The 23,421-nt window shown below is 40.8% G+C and carries 25 protein-coding genes and 1 tRNA gene; 9 read left to right on the top strand and 17 right to left on the bottom strand.

The window, feature by feature from the left end:
- Window positions 1–2 precede the first annotated feature (2 nt).
- Window positions 3–539, top strand: coding sequence for a peroxiredoxin family protein (locus V7L12_RS31935; RefSeq protein ID WP_335090578.1), 537 nt, complete (start codon window positions 3–5; stop codon window positions 537–539).
- A 469-nt stretch (window positions 540–1,008) separates the two neighbouring features.
- Here the strand turns inward: V7L12_RS31935 and V7L12_RS31930 are convergent, their stop codons facing one another.
- The 5 genes from V7L12_RS31930 to V7L12_RS31910 form a co-directional block, all read right to left on the bottom strand.
- Complete coding sequence (locus V7L12_RS31930) at window positions 1,009–2,028, bottom strand: DnaJ C-terminal domain-containing protein (RefSeq protein WP_335090577.1); 1,020 nt, start codon at window positions 2,026–2,028, stop codon at window positions 1,009–1,011.
- A 120-nt stretch (window positions 2,029–2,148) separates the two neighbouring features.
- Complete coding sequence (locus tag V7L12_RS31925; RefSeq protein ID WP_335090576.1) at window positions 2,149–2,658, bottom strand: AAA family ATPase; 510 nt, start codon at window positions 2,656–2,658, stop codon at window positions 2,149–2,151.
- A gap of 90 nt (window positions 2,659–2,748) precedes the next feature.
- Window positions 2,749–4,038, bottom strand: coding sequence for a glucose-1-phosphate adenylyltransferase (locus V7L12_RS31920; RefSeq protein WP_335090575.1), 1,290 nt, complete (start codon window positions 4,036–4,038; stop codon window positions 2,749–2,751).
- 396 nt (window positions 4,039–4,434) lie between these two features.
- The gene (locus V7L12_RS31915; RefSeq protein WP_335090574.1) at window positions 4,435–4,599 is read right to left on the bottom strand and encodes a hypothetical protein; all 165 of its coding nucleotides are present in this window, start codon (window positions 4,597–4,599) and stop codon (window positions 4,435–4,437) included.
- Between the two features lie 69 nt (window positions 4,600–4,668).
- On the bottom strand, window positions 4,669–8,109 hold the full coding sequence (locus tag V7L12_RS31910) for an nSTAND1 domain-containing NTPase (protein WP_335090573.1): 3,441 nt from the start codon (window positions 8,107–8,109) through the stop codon (window positions 4,669–4,671).
- Between the two features lie 147 nt (window positions 8,110–8,256).
- On the opposite strand from V7L12_RS31910, the gene V7L12_RS31905 reads away from it, so the two are divergent.
- The gene (locus V7L12_RS31905; RefSeq protein WP_335090572.1) at window positions 8,257–8,628 is read left to right on the top strand and encodes a CU044_2847 family protein; all 372 of its coding nucleotides are present in this window, start codon (window positions 8,257–8,259) and stop codon (window positions 8,626–8,628) included.
- 43 nt (window positions 8,629–8,671) lie between these two features.
- Here V7L12_RS31905 and V7L12_RS31900 read toward each other — a convergent pair whose 3' ends face one another.
- Entirely contained in the window at window positions 8,672–8,971 is a 300-nt protein-coding gene (locus V7L12_RS31900; protein WP_335090571.1) for a hypothetical protein, read from the bottom strand.
- Between the two features lie 114 nt (window positions 8,972–9,085).
- Window positions 9,086–10,813, bottom strand: coding sequence for a S8 family peptidase (locus tag V7L12_RS31895; protein ID WP_335090570.1), 1,728 nt, complete (start codon window positions 10,811–10,813; stop codon window positions 9,086–9,088).
- A gap of 631 nt (window positions 10,814–11,444) precedes the next feature.
- Here V7L12_RS31895 and V7L12_RS31890 point away from each other — a divergent pair.
- Window positions 11,445–12,917 (top strand): glycoside hydrolase family 13 protein, encoded by a 1,473-nt coding sequence (locus V7L12_RS31890; RefSeq protein ID WP_335090569.1) that lies wholly within the window; start codon window positions 11,445–11,447, stop codon window positions 12,915–12,917.
- 70 nt (window positions 12,918–12,987) lie between these two features.
- Here the strand turns inward: V7L12_RS31890 and V7L12_RS31885 are convergent, their stop codons facing one another.
- Complete coding sequence (locus tag V7L12_RS31885; protein ID WP_335090567.1) at window positions 12,988–13,407, bottom strand: fasciclin domain-containing protein; 420 nt, start codon at window positions 13,405–13,407, stop codon at window positions 12,988–12,990.
- A 150-nt stretch (window positions 13,408–13,557) separates the two neighbouring features.
- Here V7L12_RS31885 and V7L12_RS31880 point away from each other — a divergent pair, with 150 nt between their 5' ends.
- The 5 genes from V7L12_RS31880 (at window position 13,558) to V7L12_RS31860 (ending at window position 15,618) form a co-directional block, all read left to right on the top strand.
- Complete coding sequence (locus tag V7L12_RS31880) at window positions 13,558–13,794, top strand: DNA-directed RNA polymerase subunit omega (RefSeq protein WP_094351515.1); 237 nt, start codon at window positions 13,558–13,560, stop codon at window positions 13,792–13,794.
- A gap of 191 nt (window positions 13,795–13,985) precedes the next feature.
- Window positions 13,986–14,531 (top strand): hypothetical protein, encoded by a 546-nt coding sequence (locus V7L12_RS31875; RefSeq protein ID WP_442947940.1) that lies wholly within the window; start codon window positions 13,986–13,988, stop codon window positions 14,529–14,531.
- 65 nt (window positions 14,532–14,596) lie between these two features.
- Window positions 14,597–14,962: a DUF1818 family protein gene (locus V7L12_RS31870; RefSeq protein WP_335090563.1), complete on the top strand. Its 366-nt coding sequence runs from the start codon at window positions 14,597–14,599 to the stop codon at window positions 14,960–14,962.
- Window positions 14,963–15,012: 50 nt separating this feature from the next.
- Window positions 15,013–15,086, top strand: a tRNA-Pro gene (locus tag V7L12_RS31865).
- A gap of 181 nt (window positions 15,087–15,267) precedes the next feature.
- Complete coding sequence (locus tag V7L12_RS31860) at window positions 15,268–15,618, top strand: histidine triad nucleotide-binding protein (protein WP_335090561.1); 351 nt, start codon at window positions 15,268–15,270, stop codon at window positions 15,616–15,618.
- 125 nt (window positions 15,619–15,743) lie between these two features.
- On the opposite strand, the gene V7L12_RS31855 is transcribed toward V7L12_RS31860, so the two are convergent.
- Window positions 15,744–16,424, bottom strand: coding sequence for a RibD family protein (locus tag V7L12_RS31855; protein WP_335090559.1), 681 nt, complete (start codon window positions 16,422–16,424; stop codon window positions 15,744–15,746).
- Window positions 16,425–16,764: 340 nt separating this feature from the next.
- Here V7L12_RS31855 and V7L12_RS31850 point away from each other — a divergent pair, with 340 nt between their 5' ends.
- Window positions 16,765–16,905, top strand: a complete 141-nt coding sequence (locus tag V7L12_RS31850; RefSeq protein ID WP_335090557.1) for a hypothetical protein — start codon at window positions 16,765–16,767, stop codon at window positions 16,903–16,905.
- 66 nt (window positions 16,906–16,971) lie between these two features.
- On the opposite strand, the gene namA is transcribed toward V7L12_RS31850, so the two are convergent.
- The 8 genes from namA to V7L12_RS31810 all read right to left on the bottom strand — a co-directional run bounded on the left by namA (window position 16,972) and on the right by V7L12_RS31810 (window position 23,234).
- Entirely contained in the window at window positions 16,972–18,039 is a 1,068-nt protein-coding gene (gene namA, locus V7L12_RS31845; RefSeq protein ID WP_335090555.1) for an NADPH dehydrogenase NamA, read from the bottom strand.
- Between the two features lie 382 nt (window positions 18,040–18,421).
- On the bottom strand, window positions 18,422–18,628 hold the full coding sequence (locus V7L12_RS31840) for a hypothetical protein (protein WP_334824706.1): 207 nt from the start codon (window positions 18,626–18,628) through the stop codon (window positions 18,422–18,424).
- A gap of 124 nt (window positions 18,629–18,752) precedes the next feature.
- Window positions 18,753–18,902, bottom strand: coding sequence for a hypothetical protein (locus tag V7L12_RS31835; protein WP_335090554.1), 150 nt, complete (start codon window positions 18,900–18,902; stop codon window positions 18,753–18,755).
- A 247-nt stretch (window positions 18,903–19,149) separates the two neighbouring features.
- A complete protein-coding gene (locus V7L12_RS31830) occupies window positions 19,150–19,416 on the bottom strand; it encodes a hypothetical protein (RefSeq protein WP_335090552.1) in 267 nt (88 codons plus the stop codon).
- Window positions 19,417–20,010: 594 nt separating this feature from the next.
- Window positions 20,011–21,192 carry a hypothetical protein gene (locus tag V7L12_RS31825; RefSeq protein ID WP_335090550.1) on the bottom strand — a complete coding sequence of 394 codons (1,182 nt, stop codon included), beginning with the start codon at window positions 21,190–21,192 and terminating at the stop codon, window positions 20,011–20,013.
- Between the two features lie 274 nt (window positions 21,193–21,466).
- A complete protein-coding gene (locus tag V7L12_RS31820) occupies window positions 21,467–21,715 on the bottom strand; it encodes a helix-turn-helix domain-containing protein (RefSeq protein WP_335090548.1) in 249 nt (82 codons plus the stop codon).
- A 599-nt stretch (window positions 21,716–22,314) separates the two neighbouring features.
- Window positions 22,315–22,473 (bottom strand): hypothetical protein, encoded by a 159-nt coding sequence (locus V7L12_RS31815; RefSeq protein ID WP_335090546.1) that lies wholly within the window; start codon window positions 22,471–22,473, stop codon window positions 22,315–22,317.
- 74 nt (window positions 22,474–22,547) lie between these two features.
- Entirely contained in the window at window positions 22,548–23,234 is a 687-nt protein-coding gene (locus V7L12_RS31810) for a DUF6875 domain-containing protein (RefSeq protein WP_335090544.1), read from the bottom strand.
- Window positions 23,235–23,421 lie beyond the last annotated feature (187 nt).

The following is a 23,421-nucleotide window of genomic DNA, read 5'->3' as shown; positions in this document are numbered from 1 at the left end:
ATATGCTTACTTCAACTGACTTTAGTGGCTTATTAAATGAGAGATTTGTCCGTAATTTTTTACCAGTTCCAGCTAGCAATAAACTCAGATTGGAAGTGGGAACACCAAACTTTCAGTTGCCAGATATTACCAACGGGACTTTAGTAAAATTGTCTGATTATAAAGGCAAACAACCAGTGTTACTAGCCTTGACTCGCATCTTTACCGAAAAGCAATATTGTCCTTTTTGTTTTCCTCACATCAAAGCTTTAAATCAAAACTACGAGCAATTCAAAAATCGCGGTATAGAAGTTTTAATGATTACTAGTACCGATGAACGGCAGAGTCAAATAGTTGTCAAAGATTTAGGCTTAAAAATGCCACTATTGAGCGATCCTAGTTGTCGAGTGTTTCGTACATATCAAGCAGGACAAGCACTGGGAGCGCCTTTGCCAGCACAGTTTGTATTAGATAAAGAAGGAAAACTGCGCTACTGGCATTTATTTTCTTTTTTGGATCACAATGCTAGTGTTGAGACATTGTTAGAACAATTCAATTGACTATAAATATTCAAAATAAATTGCATTGGGTGCTGGAAACTGGGGATTAGGAATTAGGAACTATTAAGATTTGAATGGAAATTCAGACCCTAATCAAATCTTAAGCCAATATAGAGACGCAAAATTAATGCGTCTCTGAATTTTACTTGTTTTAGCGATCGCCACAAAAATCCCTTAATTATTATTTGTCGTTACCCACATCTTTTTATCTTTAGCTTCGTTGCTATTCAACCTCGGAATACAATTCCAAGGCTAATAGTTCAAGTTCTCTTAACTGGACTAAACAACAATTCATCTCAAGTTCGGTTAAACATTCATCCGAACATGATTCAAGTCCACTTGAGTGAACAGTAGCTCTGAGCCGCAGAACTTAAGTTCTAGACAGGATGTGGTTTAGCATAATACTTTGACTGTTACCAAAATGTGGGTAATGACGAGATTTTAATTATGGGGATTCTGTTTTTGCTTATTAAAGCCTGAATTGGTTCAAATGACTACGAGGATTATAAGTACGTATAGCCCGGATTTTTTCATAATATTCCCGCTCTTGTTGACTGAGGTCTTTTGGTGGAACGATCGCCACTTTCACAAACTGATCGCCGCGTCCACCTTTGGCGAGGGGCCAACCTTTGCCACGTAAACGTAGAGATTGACCAGAACGCACTCCTGCTGGTAGTTTGACATTAACTGAACCATCGGGAGTGGGTACATCAATAGACGCTCCCAGAGTAGCTTCATCTGGTGTGATTGGCACTTCGCAAATCAGATTATCGCCTTCCATTTGGAAGAACGTGTGCGGCTGAAGTTCGACTTTTAAGTATAAATCCCCCCGTTGTTGAGTCATGGGGTTGATTTGACCTTTGCCTCGCACTCGTAGGCGAGTACCAGTTTTAGCCCCAGACGGGATGTTAACATCTATTGTTTCATTACCTAAACTGAAGCGTTTTTTCACACCATTAAATGCTTCAGCAAAAGTTAGAGCGATCGCAGCTTCACTATCTTGGGTACTACCCGCACCTCCATCTTGAAATCCAAAATCGTTAAAGCTGCTGCTAAAATGAGTTGAGGTACCTGGAGAAGTGCGGTAAGAGTGACTTCGTGCCTGACTTTGGCGCCCCGCACCCGCACCACGAGGGATAGGACCACCAAAGCGTCCTAGCAACTCATTAATGAACTCATCAAAATTGCCGTATTGACTGAAGTCAAAGTTACCCATATCGGGACCAGCACCGCCAGATGGGAAACCTTCACCAGCTTGTTTCCAATATTGACCGAATTGATCGTACTTTTTGCGTTTATCTGGGTCTGACACAACTTCGTAGGCTTCGCTAACTTCTTTGAAGCGTGCCTCTGCCTGTTTGTTGTTTGGGTTGACATCAGGATGGTATTTGCGGGCTAGTTTACGAAAGGCTTGTTTGATTTCCTCTGAACTGGCAGTCTTACTGACTCCCAAAATAGCGTAATAGTCCTTGAAGTCGGTTGCAGCCATCTACCAGCCTCCTATAGAAATTCCCGTTATGTTTATTTTGAAGATGAGAGATGTTTAATTTGCCTGGTATAGTGCCAAACAAAAAGAATATGATTTCAAATTAACAAAAAATATAGAAAATCAAGTGTGGTTCTCGCTCACCAAGAAATCGCAATTCCCGTACTCCGATTTTTCTGATAAGCGGCTCAGGCTGTCTAATCCTTCTTCCAGACTTGGGGGAGCATCCCGGAGTTGACGATGCATCCGCAAAATAATTTCTTCTGGAACTTGGCGCGATCGCCTTTTATTCCGTGCTAAACACAGCCAAACTGGTGTATCCACCCAAATTCCCCTAATGTGGGTAAAGCCCAGGTTACGGGCGAAAGCAATGATTTCACGACGATGGCGGCGCTGGGCATTGGTGGCATCAAAAATAGCTGTATTAGTTGTGGAAATAGCTTGCTGAAATTGCCGCTCAATTTCGCGCCAAATCAGTAGCCAAGACCCTTGAACGGCTTGGGAACCGAACAATTGCCCCCGAATAGCATCTGTAGAAATTAGCGCCATTTGGGGGCATTCTGCCAGTAATTGTTTTGCCAAAGTTGACTTACCGCTACCTGGAAGACCAATCAGTAAGATGAGTTTAGTCATTAGTCCTTTGTCCCTTGTCCTTTGTCCTTTGTTGCTTGTAACTATTAACCAATGACTAATGACCAATGACTAATGACTAATGACTAATGACTAAATGATGGTTCCATCAGGAATTACAGCATTTTTCAGCACGACAACGATGCCACTACGGATGTAGAAACCTTGACTTTCGCGGTCAGCTTCTTGCACGTTATCTTTATTGATAATTTTGACATCGTGACCGATACTGGCGTTTTTATCGATGATGGCACCGCGAATAATCGAGTCAGCACCAATACCTACAGGAATGTCACCTTGTTCTACGTTGGATTGGCGTTCTACAGAAGCTTGGTAAAAATCTGCACCCATGAGCAAAGATTCTTCGATGAGGCAGCCAGATTCAATTCGCGATCGCACTCCCAACACTGAATGTTGAATGCGGCAATTTTTCAAAATACAACCTTCGCCGATAATTGATTCTGTTACCTGGCAATCTAATAGTTTACTTGGAGGTAAGTAACGAGCGCGGGTATAAATTGGTGCCTTTTCATCGTAGAAACTAAAGGGTGGCTGAGGCTGCTGAGTTAGGGCTAAATTGGCATGGTAAAATGCTTCGATTGTTCCAATATCTTCCCAGTAGTCATCAAAAAGGTAAGCTTGAACGTTGTAATCTTTAGAGGCATCAGGAATAATTTCTTTGCCGAAATCAGTCCTTTCTATACCTTCTCTCAACAACTTGAACAAAACATCTTTTTTAAAGACATAAATCCCCATTGAAGCGATGTAGGGCTGTTGCTGGGCTTGTTCTTTTGATAATCCCAGTACACTTGTATCAACTTGCATTTGGAGTAACGCTTCACCTTTGGGTTTTTCGCTAAAATCGATTACCCTACCAGAATCGTCAATTTTCATCAAGCCAAAATCTGAGGCGCGACGCTCATCAATGGGGATGACTGAGAGAGTAATATCAGCCCCGGTTTCTCTATGGCGCTGGATAAACTGGCGATAATCCATGCGGTAGAGGTGATCGCCTGAGAGAATTAGATATTCTTCTACATCCCATTCTTCCATTAACCACAGGTACTGACGTACAGCATCGGCTGTACCTTGGAACCAGTTAGGGTTTTCTGGTGTTTGTTGTGCGGCTAGCACTTCTACAAACCCTTCATTGAAGCCAGTAAAGTTGTAGGTACGGGCGATGTGACGATTCAGGGAAGCTGAGTTGAATTGTGTCAGGACGTAAATTTTGAATATTTCGGAATTTATGCAGTTACTGACAGGGATATCGATTAAGCGGTACTTCCCCGCTACTGGTACTGCTGGTTTAGCGCGTAGTTTGGTTAGCGGGTAAAGCCGAGTACCCGCGCCACCACCAAGAATGATTGATAATACTTTTTTCACAAAATTTCTCCCGACTGCCTGTTCAACTCTCATATTCAGTTTAGGACTGTCTGCCACCACAGGTAAGGGGGGAGCAAATATTCTCAGGGATGAATTTTACAGAATACTACTAGTGATAGATAATGCTGCCTGGAAGTAGACAACCAGAACATTTGTATTAATTGGTATGAGGAATGGGGGGCGATCGCGCTTACTACACTCATGCATTATTTACAGTACTTTACAAGTAAGTGAGGTGCAAATGTAGGACTCACTCACGCATTCAGATAGATTTTCTACTTCCTGCCTCAAAACCTGTAGCTTTTTGTACTTCATCTAAAAGAAAACTACCGTACATAAACGGCTAAGAGATGCAATTTTACTTGATTCAGTTAGAAGCCCTGTTTAATAAAATTTTTAACGATTATTAAACATCCAGTCCCAAAACTTTTTTAATATTGCTATTGGGTTCCTGGTCGGTCTTCCAGGTTTCCTAGTTCCAGGTTCTGCACTGGTTTCATTTCCTTGAGTCTTCAGAGTTTCAGGCTGGGTGGATTCGGAATTAGCTTCTAAGTCTTCCATAGTTTAAACCTTCTATTTATCAATGATTATTATACAGCTAAGTTAAGTATTTTTTCCTATTAATGACTGTTATTTTTTAGCATTTTTACAGATATTATGACGAACATCAAAATATTTCTTCCGTGCCTGATCATTATTATTTAAATAGTCTGATAGCCAATTACAGCCTTTTTTTAATAAGGTGGCAGTATTTGTCTGGGTTCTATTTTCAGAGTGAGAATCTAAACTCCATATTCTTAGAGTTTGGTCACGACTAGCAGTGACAATCCATTTACTATCATTGCTAAAGCTCAAATCAGTGATTTTATCTTTGTGTTTTCCTATAAAATAGTGTTGAGTAAGTTGATTATCTTTCCATAGTTGGATATTTCCGTCAATATTAGTAGCAGCAATCGTTTTATAGTCTGGACTAAATTTAACTTTGTACGGATTGTTAGCAGCTAAGTTTTTTATATTTGACCACGTTTTTCCATCATTTTTCCTTTGCCACATTCTAACTGTATTATCGTAACTAGAAGAAATAATAGTATCGTTATTAAGACCAAAACTTGCATAACTTACTGCTGCAATATGTCCTGGTAAAGTAGCAATATTAATGCCCTTTTTGGTGAATATTCTAATATTTCCATCATCGGAAGCAGTAACAATATTTTCACCAGTATTATTATGACTAAATTCTGCACTCCAAACTTTGTCTCTACCGTTTCCTGGTATGGTTATATAAGGTTTTTTTATAATTGTTGATGAGTTATATTTGCACAATTTTATAGTCCCATCTTCCATAGTATAAATTATTTCATTGTCAGGACTAAAATTGACAAAATAGATATTGTTATTTTCTCTAATTGAATCAAGTAAAGTACCATCTTTTTTCCAGAGTTTAACTTTTTTATCATCATCAGCAGAGACTATATACTGACCGTCAGGACTAAAATTTACACTATAGACAGCAGCATCATGTTTCATGGGTGCAGGGGTTTTAATTGGAGTACCGTCTATTTTCCAGAGTCTCACAGTTTTATCTTTACTTCCAGAAACAATAAGTGGATCTTTAGGACTGACACTTACACTGGTAACAGAATCTGTATGTCCCTCTAAACGATTGTGTTCCTGTACGCCATCAATTACTGATTTGAGTCGATTGAGTGCATCAGTATTGTCTATACTGAAATCTTGAAATTGCTTGAGTACTTGTACACTTGCTATCATCGCCTCAAGCTGATTCCCTGTTTGCAAAAGTAGCTCAGGCGATGCAATTAATGCTCCAGAAGCGATCGCATCCTTGACCATATTCTCTTTTATTAATCGCCATGCAAAAAATCCCAATCCCATAGACAATACTATAAGTGTTGCAGAAGCGAGCGCAAATCTAGTTCTCTGTGATTCAGCTTTGGCTTTAGCTTCTGCTTGCTGTTGGAGTTTTTTTGCTTGCTCTAATTCTGCCTGATTTTGGCGATCGCGTCTCTCCAAACTTTTATGCAAAAATTCTGATTCTAATGGCGTAAGTCTTGGTTGAGTCTTATTTACCCACTCAGAAATTACAGCCAATTTTGCACCCGCCAATAGTGCTTCATCCGATTTATTAAATCTTTGTAGCCATTCCTGGCAATCTTCTTCTAAAGAACGACTGAGACGAATATTCTCCAGATTTTCAGCAATCCAAGTATTTAATAATTTCCATTCAGATAAAAGTGCTTCATGAGCAACTTCAATTGTCTTTTCATCGGTGATAATTAAACGTTGTTGAGAACCTGCCAGTAATCCTACAACCCGTTGCAATTGTTGTGGAGAATCGGAAATTGCTTCTAATCTCTCCCAGCTAGCACGCCGCCGCGTCACTTCTCCAGCTTCACCTAACTGCACTAATTCCATAAACAAGCGACGCGCAAAGGCTTGATCTATAGTTGTTAAACTTTCATACAAAATTGTCGCTCGTTTGTCTAAAGCTCCTTTAACTCCGCCAATTTCCTCATAACCTTTACGAGTTAAAAGCGGTTCTGGCGATTCAGGTTCTTCAATGCAAACTCGCCACAATTCTTTAAGCGCATATTGCAGTATGGGTAATACACCAGGACGGTTGACTACATCGGCGGAAATTTGCGAAACTAAACCACGCTCAAATGTTACCCCATGTAATTTGGCTGGTTTTTCAATTGCTTCTTCTAACTCAGCAAAAGACATCGGTGTGATGATGAATGATGTGGGAGGAATATTATTAATGAGAGTAATAATTTCTCGATAGTCAGCACAACGATTTAAGAAATCACCACGAATTGTCAAAATTATCCGCGTTTCTACCTCAGCCTTTTTTACTTCCTGTGCTATTAAGCGGATAAAAGTTTTGCGTTCCTCATCGTCTTGACAAAGGGTAAATATTTCTTCAAATTGATCGATAAATAATAGATGCGGCTGATTTTGCTGTTGTTGTCGAGTCAAAATATCAACTAATTTACCTAAAGGATGTTCTCCTGGTGTAAAAGATGCGATTTCCCATTGACTGCTTCCAGGCAGGCGATCGCCTTTCAGTTGCGGCAACAAACCTGCTTTTACTAAGGAAGATTTACCACTACCTGAATAGCCAATTACAGCCAAAAAACGACTCTCTGCTAAACGCGAAATTAGGGTGCGAACTGCTTCATCTCTTCCACAAAAATATTGCGCTTGCTCTGATTCAAATGCATAAAGTCCCCGATAAGGATTTTCCTGATTGAAAGCAATTTTTTCTCCTGTGGGAATATCTAATTGGGGATAAGTAACCAGAGTAATCGAACGTCCCCAACCCATGCGAATCGGCTCCTGTACGGAACCTTTAAGTTCATTGCTGACAAAATCAAACAAGCGATCGCCACTAATGCGCCTACTACTACCTACATTTTCTATTGCCAATCCCTTAACAACTGCACCTGTAAAAATACTATATTCTTCACTCTTAATCACTCCGGCGCGTTCAAAGCCACGACATGCTGTAATTAAGTAATAATCTTTTTGCGAACTGAAAGCGTTAAGAGTTCTTTCTATTAATTGTCTTTCTAATAAATAGCCGCTATGACAGCAATCGAGTAGCATCACTAAACTACTCAATTCCGAATCTCGAATTAATTCGTTAAGGCTATCCAGGGGAATGCCATATTTTTGTTCAACATTTTCGTTTTCTTTAAATTCAATCTGACAATCGGAACTTGCCAAATATCCCTTTTGTTGTCCCAAATTGTCGGAAATAGTAAAACCGTGTCCGCTAAAATAAATTAGCGCTTCATTATTAGCAGCTTGCTCTAGTAGGAATGTTCTCAAATCTTGGCCAAGTTGAGCGCCAGTAACTTTTGACGCTGCCATTTCATAGCCGTTTTTATCTTTATTCCAGCGCTGTGGTAGTCTTTGTACAGACTGAAAATCACCATATTGCTCTAAGAGTTGCGCGATCGCCTCAGCATCATTTGTAGTCTTCAACAAACGCGATAATGATGGGCTGACATACTCAGCGATGCCAATAACAAGCGCGTATCGTGCCATTTAACACACCTTGGGTTGGTAAATGCGGGATAATCTTGACAGACACAATCAATGGCTGTGTTACTAGAAACAATACCATCTGTTAGTTTTCTGCAAGCAAGCTGAAATTTATTCAGATACGTTACAAAACTTTAATCGAGGTAGCTTATGTCAGAAGTACAGCAACTATTTTTCCAAGCAGATGGAGAGATTGAGCAGATTGAGATTAACGTCACAGCCACCGAAATAAGTTCGGAAATTGAGGAGGACGATGATGGCATAGAATACAAGGATGTACGAACAGATGCGATCGCTCGGATGCAACAAGCTCGGCAAATGATTCGTTCTTATACTATCTATGCTCTGAGTGCTTTTAAAGACTTCAATACTGCTGAGATTGAGGAGGTAAAACTTAAATTTGGCATTAAGCTGGGTGGTAAAGCAGGTATTCCTTACATTACCGAAGGCTCTACTGAAAGTAATCTGGAAATTGAGGTGAAGTGTAAGTTTCCAGAAAAACCAAAACCGGATTCACAGTAACAGCAAAAAATTATCTACACATTATAAAGCTAGGCAATGCCCATTAAACGCCCAACTTACCTGTATTGATTCTCCTATTAACCAAACGTAATTGCTGCGATCGCTTCAGACTCATCACCCAAGGTTGCTCTGACAACTGAGAAATGGTATTTGGTGACAGTGTTGCTGTGAAAATATCTTTCCCACTGCTAACACCACTAACGCCTAAACTTTCTAAAAAATTAGTTGCAGCAGAGTCTAGAATTGGTTCAGTATGGATGAAAACCCCCAAACTAGTTTCTTCTGAATTTTGAACATCATTCAGCGCTGTAGCAAGAGCGGCATCTAGTTTCTGATAATTCATCAGCAATTCCTTGGTAAACAGGGCAGGCAATAATTGCCTACCCTAACTTATCAAATTTATAGGTTGTTGTTGCCTACCCTTGTACAGAAATAATATCTACCTTTCTCAGTCTAATTACAGATTTAAGGCATTAATCACTCCATAACCCCATTTGTCATCAAATGTGCCTGTGGGTTTTCCGGGAATTGCACTATTTTTACGTAGCAAGTCTTTCACAGCAGCCGGATCGAGTTTAGGATCTCGCTGCAACAGCAGGGCCACTAACCCACTAACAAACGGTGTCGCCATACTCGTACCAGCCTGCACCACAAACTTGGAATTAATCATCGATGAACGGTCAAAATTTGCATCGGCGGAAAGCGTTGAAACAATCATTGCTCCTGGTGCTGCTACATCGGGCTTGTGTCCATCATTGCGTAGAGGCCCTTCACTACTGAATTCTGAAATAGTATTCAGTTCTAACCCCATTTCTCGCACTTGGTTATCAATATCTGTATATTTAGTTTTAGTTGTATAGGCAGCAACTGTAATTGCACTGCTAGCAGCTCCTGGCGAACCAATTTTTAACGCATCTTTCACACTTTTACCTGTAAAAAACACTGATGAACTGTCATCTAGTGTCCACACATCTAAACGCGTGTCAGTTGAAGAAGGGTTACGGACTCGCAGTTGCCAAACACCTCCCATGACTGGCGAGGGGTCAATACCGCGTATTTGCACAAAGAAATTATGGTCGCCGTTGGCTTGGTCTGGTGCTGGTGTCGCTAATTGCACCCGTGCATCTGGTAATTGGTAATCTTGGGCAGCATTACCTTCAGTAATAATTTTTTGGAAGGGAGTAACAAAACCGTTAGGACTCCGCACAGACACTTCCAATTCGCTATCTTTGGCATACCAAGCGTTTAACCAAACTATGCCTACTTGATTCAAAGGAACATTAAACCGCATACCACGAGTGCGTCCACTGGGTATCGTCGCTTGTCCATGAATGTTATCGTTTCCTTCGTTACCCGCAGCACAGCAAACAATTCTTCCTGGCCCAGTTTCGGCGTCAATGACTTTGGATAAGGAATCACTACCATCATGGGCATCAGCGTGTCCACCCAAGCTGAGATTTACCACTGCCGGGCGTCCCAACTCTCTGGCAACTCGGAAAATGTAACGCACACCATCTGCAATGTGGGCATCCTGTAAATCTGACCTGACGACAACTAATTCTGCTTCTGGTGCGACACCACTATAACTAGCATCGGCACCGGCAGCAATTCCCGCAACGTGAGTACCATGACCACCAGTATCCTGAGAAATTGTCAGTTGCGCTCCCGTAAATTCACCCCCATAGCCGCCCTCTGTAACTCCTGGACCTGGCAGCGTTTGATCCCAAATGTGTAAAATTCGTCCAGCAAAAGCAGGGTGTTTCGGATCAATGCCACTGTCTATAATGCCGATAATTACTCCTTTACCAGTCAGTCCGGTTTTATTTTGGAACTCCGGCAGTTTGACTGTTCCCATTGCAGTGTCCATCCTCAAATGAAGTTTGCGTGATGGCTTAATCCGCTGAATCACATCTTCTTCAGATAAGACATCTAAACTCTCTATGGGTAAGAAAGCTGTCCGCACACTCCCAGAGTTTTGATTGACTTCAATATTATATTGTGATAGATAACTTAAGTTTGCATCAGGGTCGCAGTAGATAAAAACGACGCTCTTAGTGGGCTTGACTGGGCTTTTGTGGGCAATGATGCCAAGCGATCGCTTGTGTGTAATTAAAGCTTTATCTCCTTCATTTTGATAGTCTTGATATGCCAAAAGTAGTCCAGGAGAAAGTTTTTCGTGTTTCATTTTTACCTCAAACTCAATTTATTTACTGTCAACAAAGTAGTAGTTCTAGCAGGATAAGTCGCTTTAGCATTAACGCAGACTATGTAGTTTTTTCGCTTCGATTATTTGATGCGACTATAGTTAATCTATTTTTTTCATAGATAACATCAAATAAGCTTAGGAGGTAAGAGTTATTCCTAAGACAATTGCTAATTCATAACTCATCTTCTTGAATTACGTATCCCTCATAGTGATTTTTTGTGGTTCCTGAGATATCTTTGATCGGTTGCATCTAAAAATTACCGAAATCTAAGGTAACAGGTAATTTTTATGAAGCTATTAAACTAATCCATTGTCTGCCTAAATCATTACGGACAAAGTGAAAAAAATAAAATTAAGAATAATTAAGTAATAAATAAATTTATTAAAGAAGAATTCAGTAGTCACAATGCATCAGTGGCGAGTCTATCTTGTTGAATTGTTAAAAACTAAAACAAAATAGTTAAGACTGATAACATTTGCGTATAAAACAGCATGAAAAAGGCTAAATCACTAATGAATACTGACAAATGACAGATTCTCTATCATAAGTAAGAGCCATAAAGAAGCTAATATTTGCAACGATCGCTTCTGAACATACAAAAAGTTATTCATGCAAATTCAAACACCAGACTGGGTGAAACACGCTGTTTTCTACCAAATCTTCCCAGATCGTTTTGCCAGAAGCAAACAGCCGCGCAAACGGTTATTGCAGGAAGCCCGTTGGGAAGATTGGGACTCTATGCCAACCCTCCAAGGCTATAAAGGCGGCGATTTATGGGGCATTATGGAGGATTTAGACTACATCCAGAATTTAGGGATTAACGCGATTTACTTCACACCCATTTTTCAATCCGCTAGCAATCATCGTTATCATACCCACGATTATTATCAAGTTGACCCGATGTTAGGGGGCAACGAAGCTTTTAAGGAATTACTCGATGCAGCCCATCAACGGAATATCAAAGTTGTTCTGGATGGGGTGTTTAACCATTCCAGCCGGGGCTTTTTCTTTTTCCACGACGTTTTAGAAAATGGCCCCCATTCACCTTGGGTAAATTGGTTCAAAATAGAAGGTTGGCCCCTTTCAGCATATAATGGGGAGTTGGCTGCTAACTACGTGGGTTGGGCGGGAAATCGTGCCTTGCCAGAATTTAACCACGACAATCCAGAAGTACGAGAATATATTATGGAAATTGCCGAATATTGGATTAAATTTGGCATTGATGGTTGGCGATTGGATGTACCATTTGAAATCAAAACTCCTGGTTTTTGGCAGGAATTTCGCGATCGCGTTAAGGCAGTCAATCCCGAAGCTTATATTGTGGGCGAAGTCTGGGGAGATTCACGTGAGTGGCTAGATGGGACGCAATTTGACGGCGTGATGAATTATCTATTTGCCGGGCCGACAATTGCCTTTGCAGCAGGCGATCGCGTAGTCTTAGAACAAGTCCAAAGCCGCGACTATCAACCCTACCCACCCTTATTTGCTGCCGAGTACGCCACCAAAATCCAAGAAGTGCTGCAACTTTACCCTTGGGAAATTCAGCTAACTCAACTCAATTTGCTTGCAAGTCACGATACAGCCCGATTGATGACCATTGCAGGCGGCGATATCGCCAGTATAGAATTGTCAACTCTACTGTTGCTCACCTTTCCCGGTGCCTCCAGCGTATACTATGGTGATGAAGTTGGCTTACCTGGAGGAATAGACCCAGACTCACGTCGTGGTTTTCCTTTAGAGACTAACTGGAATCAAGAAATTTTCAATACTCACCGCCAGTTAATTGCCCTCCGCCACACTTACCCAGCCTTGCGTACAGGTGATTACCAGGTCCTCCATGCTCAAGGGCAACTTTATATCTTTGCACGAACTCTAGGGACAGAGGAATTAATAATTGTCGTCAACGCTGGTACAAGTTCGGCAACAGCGAATGCAGATGTCGCCACTTTGCGTACTCAACCCAACAAGCTTTTATATGGTAATGCTGAAGTTGAGTGGAATAGTAAAGGAGAAACTCAACAGTTGTCATTGACTGTTCCTGCACGTAGTGGCTGCATTCTGGGAGTGGGGGGTAGCGAGTAGGGAGTGGGGGACAAGGGGGATGAAAGGGATAAAGAGAATAAGCAATGCCCCATGCCCCAGATCCCATAAATTACTTTCCTGCCACCATTGCAGGCATCAATACCGCATCAATGATATGGATCACGCCATTGTCTGTTAAGATATCTGTTTTCAGGACATTGGCGTTATTCACCTTAAATTTACCGTTGGCAGATTCAATGGCGACAATTGAACCTTCAAGCGTCTCTGCCTCGTTAATCTGTACCAAATCATCAGACCTAACATCCCCACTAGCGATATGATACGCTACAATTTTCTGGAGTTTAGGGATATCTTGTAGTAGCGAGTCTAAAGTTCCCTCTGGTAGATTAGCAAAAGCTTCGTCAGTCGGTGCAAAGAGCGTGAAAGAACCAGGGCTTTTCAAAGTGTCGATGAAATTTACAGCTTTAGCAGCCTTTATTAGGGTATTGAAATTACCCGCTGCGATCGCAGTTTCCACAAGGTCAGCCATGAGGGTGCGTTATTTAATACTACAAATTACTTATAAAGTTACTCACATATCTTAGCCTCTATCAATAGAGAGGTTGCTGGCGATTAAACAGACAGCAGTAGACTGATTTAGTGCTGTTACACTGGAGAATGACCCCAAGAACCACTGATTATGCTAAAGCGTTCTAAGTTCGAGACAACTCAATCTCAGATTATGCACCGGGCTGAGGATCTGATTAGTGCAGCCTCAAATCGTTATCGCATTACGGTTCAGGTAGCAAATCGTGCTAAACGTCGGCGTTACGAAGACTTTGAAAGCAACGAAGATGCGATGATGAAGCCAGTACTAAGGGCAATTATCGAAATGTCCGATGAATTGACTCAACCAGAAATTATCGGCGAACTATAAGATTGAGTGCTGAGTGGTGAGTGCTGAATTCTGAATTCTAAATAAGGCAAATTCATCTTTTCACTCAGCAACGCCCAAAATATTGTTCTATGAAAAAGAAAAAATTTCTGTTTAAATCAATTTCCTCAAAACTCGCAACTCAGCACTGGCTCAACCTTAGCTATCCCTTAACACCACTACTGCTTACCTTAATGGTAATGGGTGTAATTGTTTTGGGTTCAGGGGCGGATAAATCAATACATAGAAATTTATTTAGTATCCAACCTGCTTATGCTCAGAGAATCACTCCTAGCGATGTTTGGCAGTTAGTTTATCAGCAATTACCAGATTTTCCACGGGAAAATAAGTATATCAGTAAAGAAAATGGTAAAGTTGCCGAAAACAATACCTTAGCAAATCGTCTAATTAGATATCACATTTATACCAAAGGGCGGGCCCCAATTTATCGCTTGGATTGGAAGCTGACTTTAGCTGATTACCTAGGTGCAAATGAAATTATGTATGATACTACCTATCCAGGAAATGATGCACTACAGGAAAATCCGATAGAAGGCGATCGCAAAGCTATCAAAAGCCTCACCCACAGCCAACGAGATGCCCTAGTACAAGTCTTAGTAAATATATTTAATCCTACTTCCCAAAACACCGTACCCCCTAACTCCAACACCGCACCCAGTCCAACTACATCAACTAGCCCACAGCCACCACAACGAGGAGGTGCCGAACTACTAAAATGATAAATTTTCCTTTGCGCCCCTCTGCGTTAAACCTCTGCGTACCTCTGCGTTTAAAAAACTAAACTATGGAACGCGTTGTCAAAACCGGATCGGGTTGGCGTATTGGCTGGAACCCCGATACCCCTGAGTTTAAAGGTTTAGTCGGAACAGATGATTGGGCAATTGAGTTAACCGAAGCCGAGTTAAGTGATTTTTGTCGTCTACTAGCACAGCTAGCAGACACCATGAAGCAACTCGCAACTGAATTGATGGAAGAGGAAAAAATTACTTGTGAAGCCGAAAGCGATTTATTATGGATGGAAGTGGAAGGCTATCCTCATGATTACAGTCTGCGCTTCATCTTGAATACAGGGCGATGTGTAGAAGGTAAATGGAATGCTTCTGCTGTTCCAGATTTACTGCAAGCTAGTGGGATGCTTAAGGTTTTTTAAAATTGCCTCTTGATTATCCTAGAGTTTTGTTATATGATAGGAATTCTGACCGGGGCGTAGCGCAGCTTGGTAGCGCGCCACTTTGGGGTAGTGGAGGTCGTGGGTTCGAATCCCGCCGCTCCGATTGATGATAAGCCATACCTGCTAGTCTTTTTAAAAGATTAGCAGGTTTTTTCATAGTTTTTACCTGAAAAAACCTAACCGAACAGTAAATTGGGATATACCCGCACAATCAAATTTTTTCAATGATAAGTAATTAGGCGGACTTAATATAAAATCTCTAGCAGATTAGTAGGTAGATTGGCATGAGTGAAAGTACAGAAACGATTTTCAGCAAAATCATTCGTCGGGAAATTCCCGCTGATATTGTTTATGAGGATAATTTAGCCCTAGCATTCAAAGACATCCATCCCCAAGCACCCGTTCACATCCTGATCATTCCCAAAAAAACCATTGCTACATTAGCTGAGGCGGAATCTGAGGATCATGCTGTGTTGGGGCATCTTTTGTTAACCGCTAAACGTGTTGCAGAAGTTGCTGGACTAAAAAATGGTTATCGAGTTGTCATCAATGCTGGTGATGACGGCGGTCAAACAGTCGATCATTTACATTTGCATATTTTGGGAGGACGACAGTTGGATTGGCCCCCTGGTTGATGAGAGGCAGGAGGCAAGGGGCAGAGTATAAAGGCACAAACTGAGTGGAATTGTGGGTGAAAGTACCCCTCTGCCCCTGCTTTTTAATATCAAGGATCATAGTGCTTAATTCTGGCAGCGCGTTTTTACTTGATCGTGCGGTAGTGTAAAAACAAATCACTTCCAACCTGACGAGTTTCAATGAGTTCGAGATGAGGAGCAGCATTGGGAACAAAACCCTCTCCCTCCACTGGGCTAGGGGCGTGCCTTCCTCCATAAATGACCGGCCAAATGGTCAACCACCAATCGTCAATTCGCCCTGCGTGAACTAGAGCAGCTGTTAAAGAGCCACCTCCCAAAGCAACGACTTTGTGAATACCCCGCTCTGCCATCAAGGTGTAGGCCCGATCCCAGTCCAGGTGTGTATCTCCCAAATCAATTAATTCAGCCAGTTTTTGCAAGGTTGTTGTATCAGAACTGCGCTGCAAAGCAGTCCGTGTGGTAAATATCCATCGCTCAATGTCCTGACTCAAAAAAGGCAAGTCCGGCGATAAGTTAAGGGAACCTGAAACAACGCAAGTAATCGGCTGAGGAGACTGACCCCGAACCTCACGTGCTGCCAACAGTTCGCGATCGCGAATTGTAAAGGTTTCCCCCTCAGCCCGAATCGTTCCTGCTCCTACCAGGATTAGATCGGCAAGGGAGGCTTGATATTCCAAGTGTGCTTGATCGACTACATCGGGTTCACGGGGCGCTTTCGGATCTACGGCACTAATTTTTCCATCGGCCGTCATGGCAAGAACCAAAGTTGTTTGGATAGCTGACATGATTATGTTGTAACGATTCTTTATAATTTTACCTTTTTGAATCCACTCAATACTTGAGAGTGAATAGTTGTTGGGTTGTGCTTTAAATTACTTTGTGTATGGCTCAAGGTGGTAAAAAACTGAAGCTGTCATGCTTCCAAAATGCACCATTTACGTCATTTTCAAAAATACAGCATTTGCGATGCCTGCGGCGGGCTACGCCGGAGCACCTGCAGAATATGGGATATATCTGCAATCGTCGTATTTGTCTTAATTTTAATTTTGGTTGCTTACCTTGTTTGTCCCCAAAATCGGGATTTGGGCACAATACGCTTGGATTAAGGGTTATTGGTGTAGATAATTGGTCTTTCAAGACGCGATAAATCGCGTCTCTACATCTGGGTTTTGGTATTGGATTTGGGCATTGTTAAATATCAACCCAAATCCCGACACCGAAGCACTTTGGGCTTATCTCCACACCCTGCTTGACATTTTGGCGTAGGTGTAGAATGTCGTAGACATCGCTTTAAGTTGTCACCAATCTACAGAGCATGGGAACAAGGAAAGCCTACAGCCAAGCTCGATCGTATTGAACAGGCCAGAGTTTATCGTGTCCAAGTTGTTTGGCTGCCAGATGTGGCCAGTAAGGATTGCGGAGTAGTTCACGTCCTAACAGGACTATATCAGCTACTTCTGTACGAATAATCTCGTCAGCTTGTTCAGGGGATGTAATTAAGCCCACAGCTCCTGTATGAATATTAGCTTCGCGGCGGATGCGTTCGGCAAATTGAGTCTGATAACCAGGTTTAATTGGTATATGAACGCCTGGTATGATACCGCCTGATGAATTGTCGATGAGATCCACTCCTAAAGACTTGAGTTTGTCGCTTAAAGCAATACTTTGCTCAATATCCCAGCCATTGTCTACCCAATCGGTGGCGGAAATACGTACCCAGAGTGGATGTGTCTGAGGCCAAACCTCTCGGACTGCTTGAACTACTTCTCTGAGCAGACGAGTCCGGTTTTCAAAGCTGCCACCATAATCATCTTGACGATGGTTAGAAAGGGGCGAGAGAAATTGGTGCAGTAGATAACCGTGAGCAGCATGGATTTCCACTACCTTGAAACCAGCTTGTAGAGAACGTTTGGCAGCTTGAGCAAAGGCGTCAATAATTGCTTGAATTCCCTCAAGATTGAGGGCTTCTGGAACTGGGCTATCTTGGCTAAAAGCGATCGCACTACTAGAAACCAAGGGACGCCAACCTTCCTGAGATTCATCCAGCACTTTCCCTCCCTTACTCGGTTTGGCAGTGCTAGCCTTTCTACCTGCATGAGCAAGTTGAATACCTGCAACAGCGCCAAAATTATGAATTAATGCCACAGTCTTGGCTAAAGTTTCGATGTGTGAATCTGACCAAATTCCCAAATCTTGCGGGCTAATGCGTCCACGCGGCTCTACAGCTGCTGCTTCTGTGAACACTATACCTGCACCGCCAACTGCACGAGAAGCTAGATGAATAACGTGCCAATCATTAGCATATCCATTTGTACTGGAATATTGACACATCGGTGAAACGGCAATGCGGTTGCGAAAAACAACTTCACGAATCTTGAATGGTTCAAACAGATGTGCCATTAATATTGATTCCTTCTCTTGCTACGTAAAATAAATTGGGGAGGGATTTGCAGCATGAATTCGATTTTGCATTATTTTGCATTAATTAAATAGAGAAGTCAAAATTCAGAATGCAATCAGTGGGGAATTTAGACCCACCACTTTATAGTCTCCAACCAAATTTTGAATTTGCTGGGAGACTTAAACCCTTACTCTCAGAGCCTAATTTACCGCCGTAGGTATCGCAGTAGTTCTTGCGTCGGGCAGTATTTCTCCAGCCGACGCTCTCTACGTTCGCGCAGCGTGTCGCAGACAGACGCTCTTGCTAGCTTGCTTCTCTGTAAGAGTATGCGGACTCGCTACTGCTACGCTATCCTGCCCTACGCAAGAACTACCTCTTTTGTTAAATATTTGTTGAATGACTAGAGTCATCATAGAGATTTGGATAAATAGGCTGATCCTCAGGCTTTTGAGATTGTAATTCCCAGATATCGCGTTTTCCTAGTTCTTGATCCACTAATAACTGTAGATGATCTGGTAATTTAGTTGTTTGCGAAATTGACCAAATTTCTTCACCAAATAATTCTTTTTCAATTTTTCCAGAAAACATGATTTGACCTCCACGAATGTTCAAGTTTAAGTTTAGTAACTCCTAATTTAGGAAAGACGAAGTAACAAAATTGTCATTCTTCATTCTTTCGCTATCTTTAAAATACAGGTACTATTCGCCCTTACTACTGCTTGTTAAGAAAATCTCTAACTTGTGCATCGTTAAGTAACTTTTCATTACGGATATTGTCGATGGGATCGCGTCCTGTGAAGGCAATAATCCGTTGAAAAAAGGCGATCGCACGAGCATCATCATCACTAATTTGTCTACTCAAAATTAAATGCAAATCAGGTCAGGAATCAACAAAATTGCCTAGCAGCTTGCAGAATAGACTTCTTGCATAAATCAAATGCCCTCACCCTAAGTCCCTCTCCCAAGCTTGCTACGGTGTACACACAAGTCAAATTAGCCCCCTCAACCCCCCGATGCATTAGGGGAAACCGGAAATCCAGTTCCCTCCCCAAAGCATCGGGCAGGGTTCCTAGCTTGGACAGCTTGATCTTCTGACACTGGTTAACTAACTATTGCGGATTTCTTTCCAGAGATGATTTAGGCGTCCAAGGGATTCTGTCAATCCTGGCTCTGTACGGAACATATTGCGATCGTAGTTCTGCTTGGACTGCCCGAATCACTTCTGAGGGAACAAAGCTGTTACCGCTTGCGTTATTAGCAGACACTCCAACTTCTCCAAATCCGCGCACGGTGCGTTGATTGGCTTGAGTTCCCAGTTGGCGGGCGTAGTTAGCTGCTGCTTCACCTGCCCAATATCCTGAAGAGGTTGCACTCACGATTACATCTCCTAAAAAGTTTACTTGGCACTAAATTTTGAGTTTATTGGCTAACCCACGTAATTTACTGATAAACTACTTTAAGTCTATTGATTTACCGTATTATATAGTTATGAGATTTACATAGATTGTGCTAAAAAACAAGAGACTATTAAAATTTATTGATATTACCCTTTAATAAAATGCAGTCTGTGGCGAAAACTTTCTCAAAAAAGTAAAGGACAAGAACTATACTTGTCCTCAATGGTTAAAATAATAGATCCTGCGTCGAATAAGAGTTAGATGAGACAGGGCAAAACTTTTAGCTTAATAAGCCTGCTATGCATATTATCATTAATATGTAAAGTACGTGTTAAATTTTGGACAAAAAAGTAACTTGTTTGCGTATAGTTTACGCAAACAAAACTAATAATTAATCTTCCTTATAGTTCAATACGCTTGGGTTAAGGGTTATTGGCGTAGATAATTGGTCTTTCAAGACGCGATAAATCGCGTCTCTACATCTGGGTTTTGGGTTTATCTGAACTGTATTAGCTTATAGTTTTCTGCAAAAAAGAATTGAGCAACCAGATTGTCTACAATCTGGTTGCTCAATTAAAACTTAACGAAATAAGTATTTGTTGGTAATTTCTGGGCAGTTCCTACATTTGTAGCCAAGTCATTTATTTTATTATCTGTTTTGATTACTGCAAATTTATCAGTAAATAGTAATACTTCACCATTTCCCGGTGTTACCCAAGCGTGGCGAGTCATTAGGTTTTTGGAGACAACTAAAAGAGACGCATCTCCACGGTAAGCCGAGATGCGTTTACCCAGGAAGGTTTGATTATCTCTATTGGCGATCGCATAAGCAGCAGAGGAACCCACAAAAATTTTACTGCCATCTGAGTAAATAGTTTTAGGGAAATTGCTACCGCCGTCTCCTATCCCCGCAGTTGTAGGCCTTCTTGGAAAACTTAGCTGTCCACGCTCGACAGTAAAATTAGTCAGATTAACAGTTCCTATATATACCTTTGTTTCGTCACGGGTCTGTGCAGCATTGGTATAAGTGTCTGTGGTGATTAAAGTCTTTGTTAATAAGTCTTTGCCATTCCACCTGTAGATTGAGTTACCCCCATAAACTGAACCGAGGACATAAAGCTTGTCTTCAAAAATATGTAATCGGTTAAGTCTTGTGTCTGCCATGTCGTTAGCAAGATCGGCAGAATTGTAGCCCCAAAGCTTGCCTTGGTTATTTCCTGCTACATTTGCCAAAGCAAATATTTTTGCTCCGTCGAAAACCATCCGGTAAAGAAAAGCTATCTGGACGGGAATACCTAACCTCTTTTGTTGCTGGTAGCCACTAGTGTAGAGATACCCGTTTTTATACTCAAAATCCATTACCTCAGTTACGCCATAACTCTGTTTGGCTTTAAAATTGAGGTTTTTGTCATAAATTGATAGAGTATTTGCAGACTGGTAAATAAGCCAATTTTGCAAAAATTTTACCCGTGTCTTTGGATTAGCTGTATTGCTAACTATTTTTTGCCTAGTTCCGTCAGTTTTTATTTTTACTAGTCCCGTTGGAACAGCTAAGACATAAGTTTTGCCGTCAATTGCTACAATGTCACGAGCATCGTAATTAGAGTTTGGGATTAGTTTTTTCGTCCCATTACTTTCTACTTCCCATACACCTTCAGTATTGATGACCGCAACTTTGCTGCCGTTAGTGCAAGCTGCTCTTGGCGAAGAAATATTAAGATATGTAGCTAAAGCGGGGGTAGAGTAATCAAACATTGTACAGTCCAGATAAAGTTAACTGAAAAATATTGGTGCTTAATTAAGAAAAAAATTTTGAGAATTTTTGCGCGTTTTTAACCTAAACTCGTCTTCAAAAGTGAAGAAAATATCGGCTACGGTAAACTCAAACTCAAAGGTTGAGTAATCCGCAAAATATGCATGTCTGCAAACATCGGTAAAATTAGAATTGAGTTGTTTATGGTTATGTCGTAGCGATAACCTGTTAATTGGGGGAAAGTAACTTCAATTAATTTGCCTCTCAGCCTGCTTTCTAATTCAACAAATACTTCACCGACACTTTCTGCCCCAGCTCACCCATCTCCTCTAACATCCCCTCAATCTTTTGCATAGCTAGAGATGAAGGCTTGGCATATCCTTTCTCCCAACGGTTTACCGTCGAATAAGTTATACCTAAAGATGCTGCAAACTGTTCTTGGGTAAAACCAGTTATGCCACAGAGTTCACGGATGATCTTTCCAACTTCCGGTTGCTTGATTAGCAAAGGTTTATTAATGGTCATTTAGCTCAGAACCCACCTGTTAATCTGGCGAGTGATATGTATTTCGCTACATCCTATTGGGGCTAATGCTGAATTGATAGGCGAAAATATACTAGACTTTTTATACTTTATTTATTTATTGACTAAGTAACTACACGTCCGTAGATAAAATATTTCCTAACGAGACTTCCAAGGAATAAATTACGCAATGAAATAAGCATCCTGTTGTTAAGAAGCAGTTAAAATCAATATCTGATAAATAAAAAGCTGCGTAAATGTTCTGAGACTTTAGGTATTAAACTCAGATTGAAAAATAACTGGAATAATTTATGATGCCTAGATTTTTAGTTCACAAATAATTTATACGAACACTTTTTTGTCCAAAGTTTAATACGAACTTATCCCACTATTCTAAAAATTCCTACTTCTTTTTATAAAGTGTGCTTAAAAACCTGAATTTTTCCTTTTCAGTTTTTAATAAGCTTAAGCTTTGTAGCACAAATATGATTAGTGAGATAGGTTCGCGTAAGTCCGACAAAAATTAAATATGCATTATCTATAACCCTTGTATATAGCAATCCTAAATCTCTTCACAAAAACGTGTGTGCAATTATTATAAATCAGAGTGAAGTTGTTGAAGTATTGATATTTACTAATTGATAATTAGCGATCGCTTCTACTGTAGTACGATAATTTCCATCCTGACAACGATTTGATGCTATCTGCACTAAGCGATTGCAACTAGCAATAAATTCGTCATTTTTATGCCACTTTTTCAAGGTGCAGAGAACTGGAAAGACTTTTAATACTCAATACCCCATGCTCAATTACTAGGCATGAATTCAAACATTTGTTATATACAAGAACTTACCAAATTTTCTTGTTTAATTTGTTCTTTTGCTAAAGCCAATGCTTGATGAGCATTTTTAAACTTTGTTTCATCTGTGAATTTCTGATCGAAATGCTTTAAATAAGCTTCCAGATACCGAATACGTAAGTGGGGATCGGCAGGATTTTTAAGAAAGGGGAGGTCAGCTTCAACCATGAACCGGATAGCTAATAAGGGGATAGGGCTACGAAGTGGGCGAAATTTTGGATTGTGCAGACCAGGACTTTCATTCCGTTTATGAAATTCTCCTATCATCAATCCTGACTCAACAAACAAAGGTTTAAGTTTTTGCTGAACACTATCTATTACTTTAGGAGCATCTTCTATATGGATGTCAGGAAAGATAAGTAAAAAAGCTTTATTCATTGCTATTTTTCGCTCTTCAACATCTATTTGCAGAAATATATCTCGATAGCGTCCAACAACCTCTTCTAATTGTTCTGGATACAAATCTTTTGTGTGAATAACTGCTAGACGAATACTGTTTGATTTGAGAGAGTAAGGTACAAAAGGGCAAACTACGCCGGGTCTACCTAAGTCAGGATGAGACCTTCCTAAAAAGTTTTTTACCCACTCCATAATTTCAATTAAGGAAGGAAGGTCTTCGTGTTCTTGGAGTTGTTCGATTTCACGAGTTGTATAGAGCTGCATAAGTTTGAGTGGAATGGAATAATTGTTTAATTCTGAATCCCAAATTAGTTTTCCAATACACATATAGGGAAAACTAATTATTTAAGTAAACAAAACAAGCCTTTAATTATTTATTTTTGGTTAATTTGTGGCTTGTAGAAGATAACAACGCTCTATCATTTTTTTTGTGAGCTTAAAGTAATTTACG

Origin of the sequence: Nostoc sp. (assembly GCF_036918245.1) — a bacterium.
Classification (GTDB): domain Bacteria; phylum Cyanobacteriota; class Cyanobacteriia; order Cyanobacteriales; family Nostocaceae; genus Nostoc.
The sequence above is the reverse complement of the archived record's forward strand: the minus strand, read 5'-3'. Positions and strand labels throughout refer to the sequence as shown.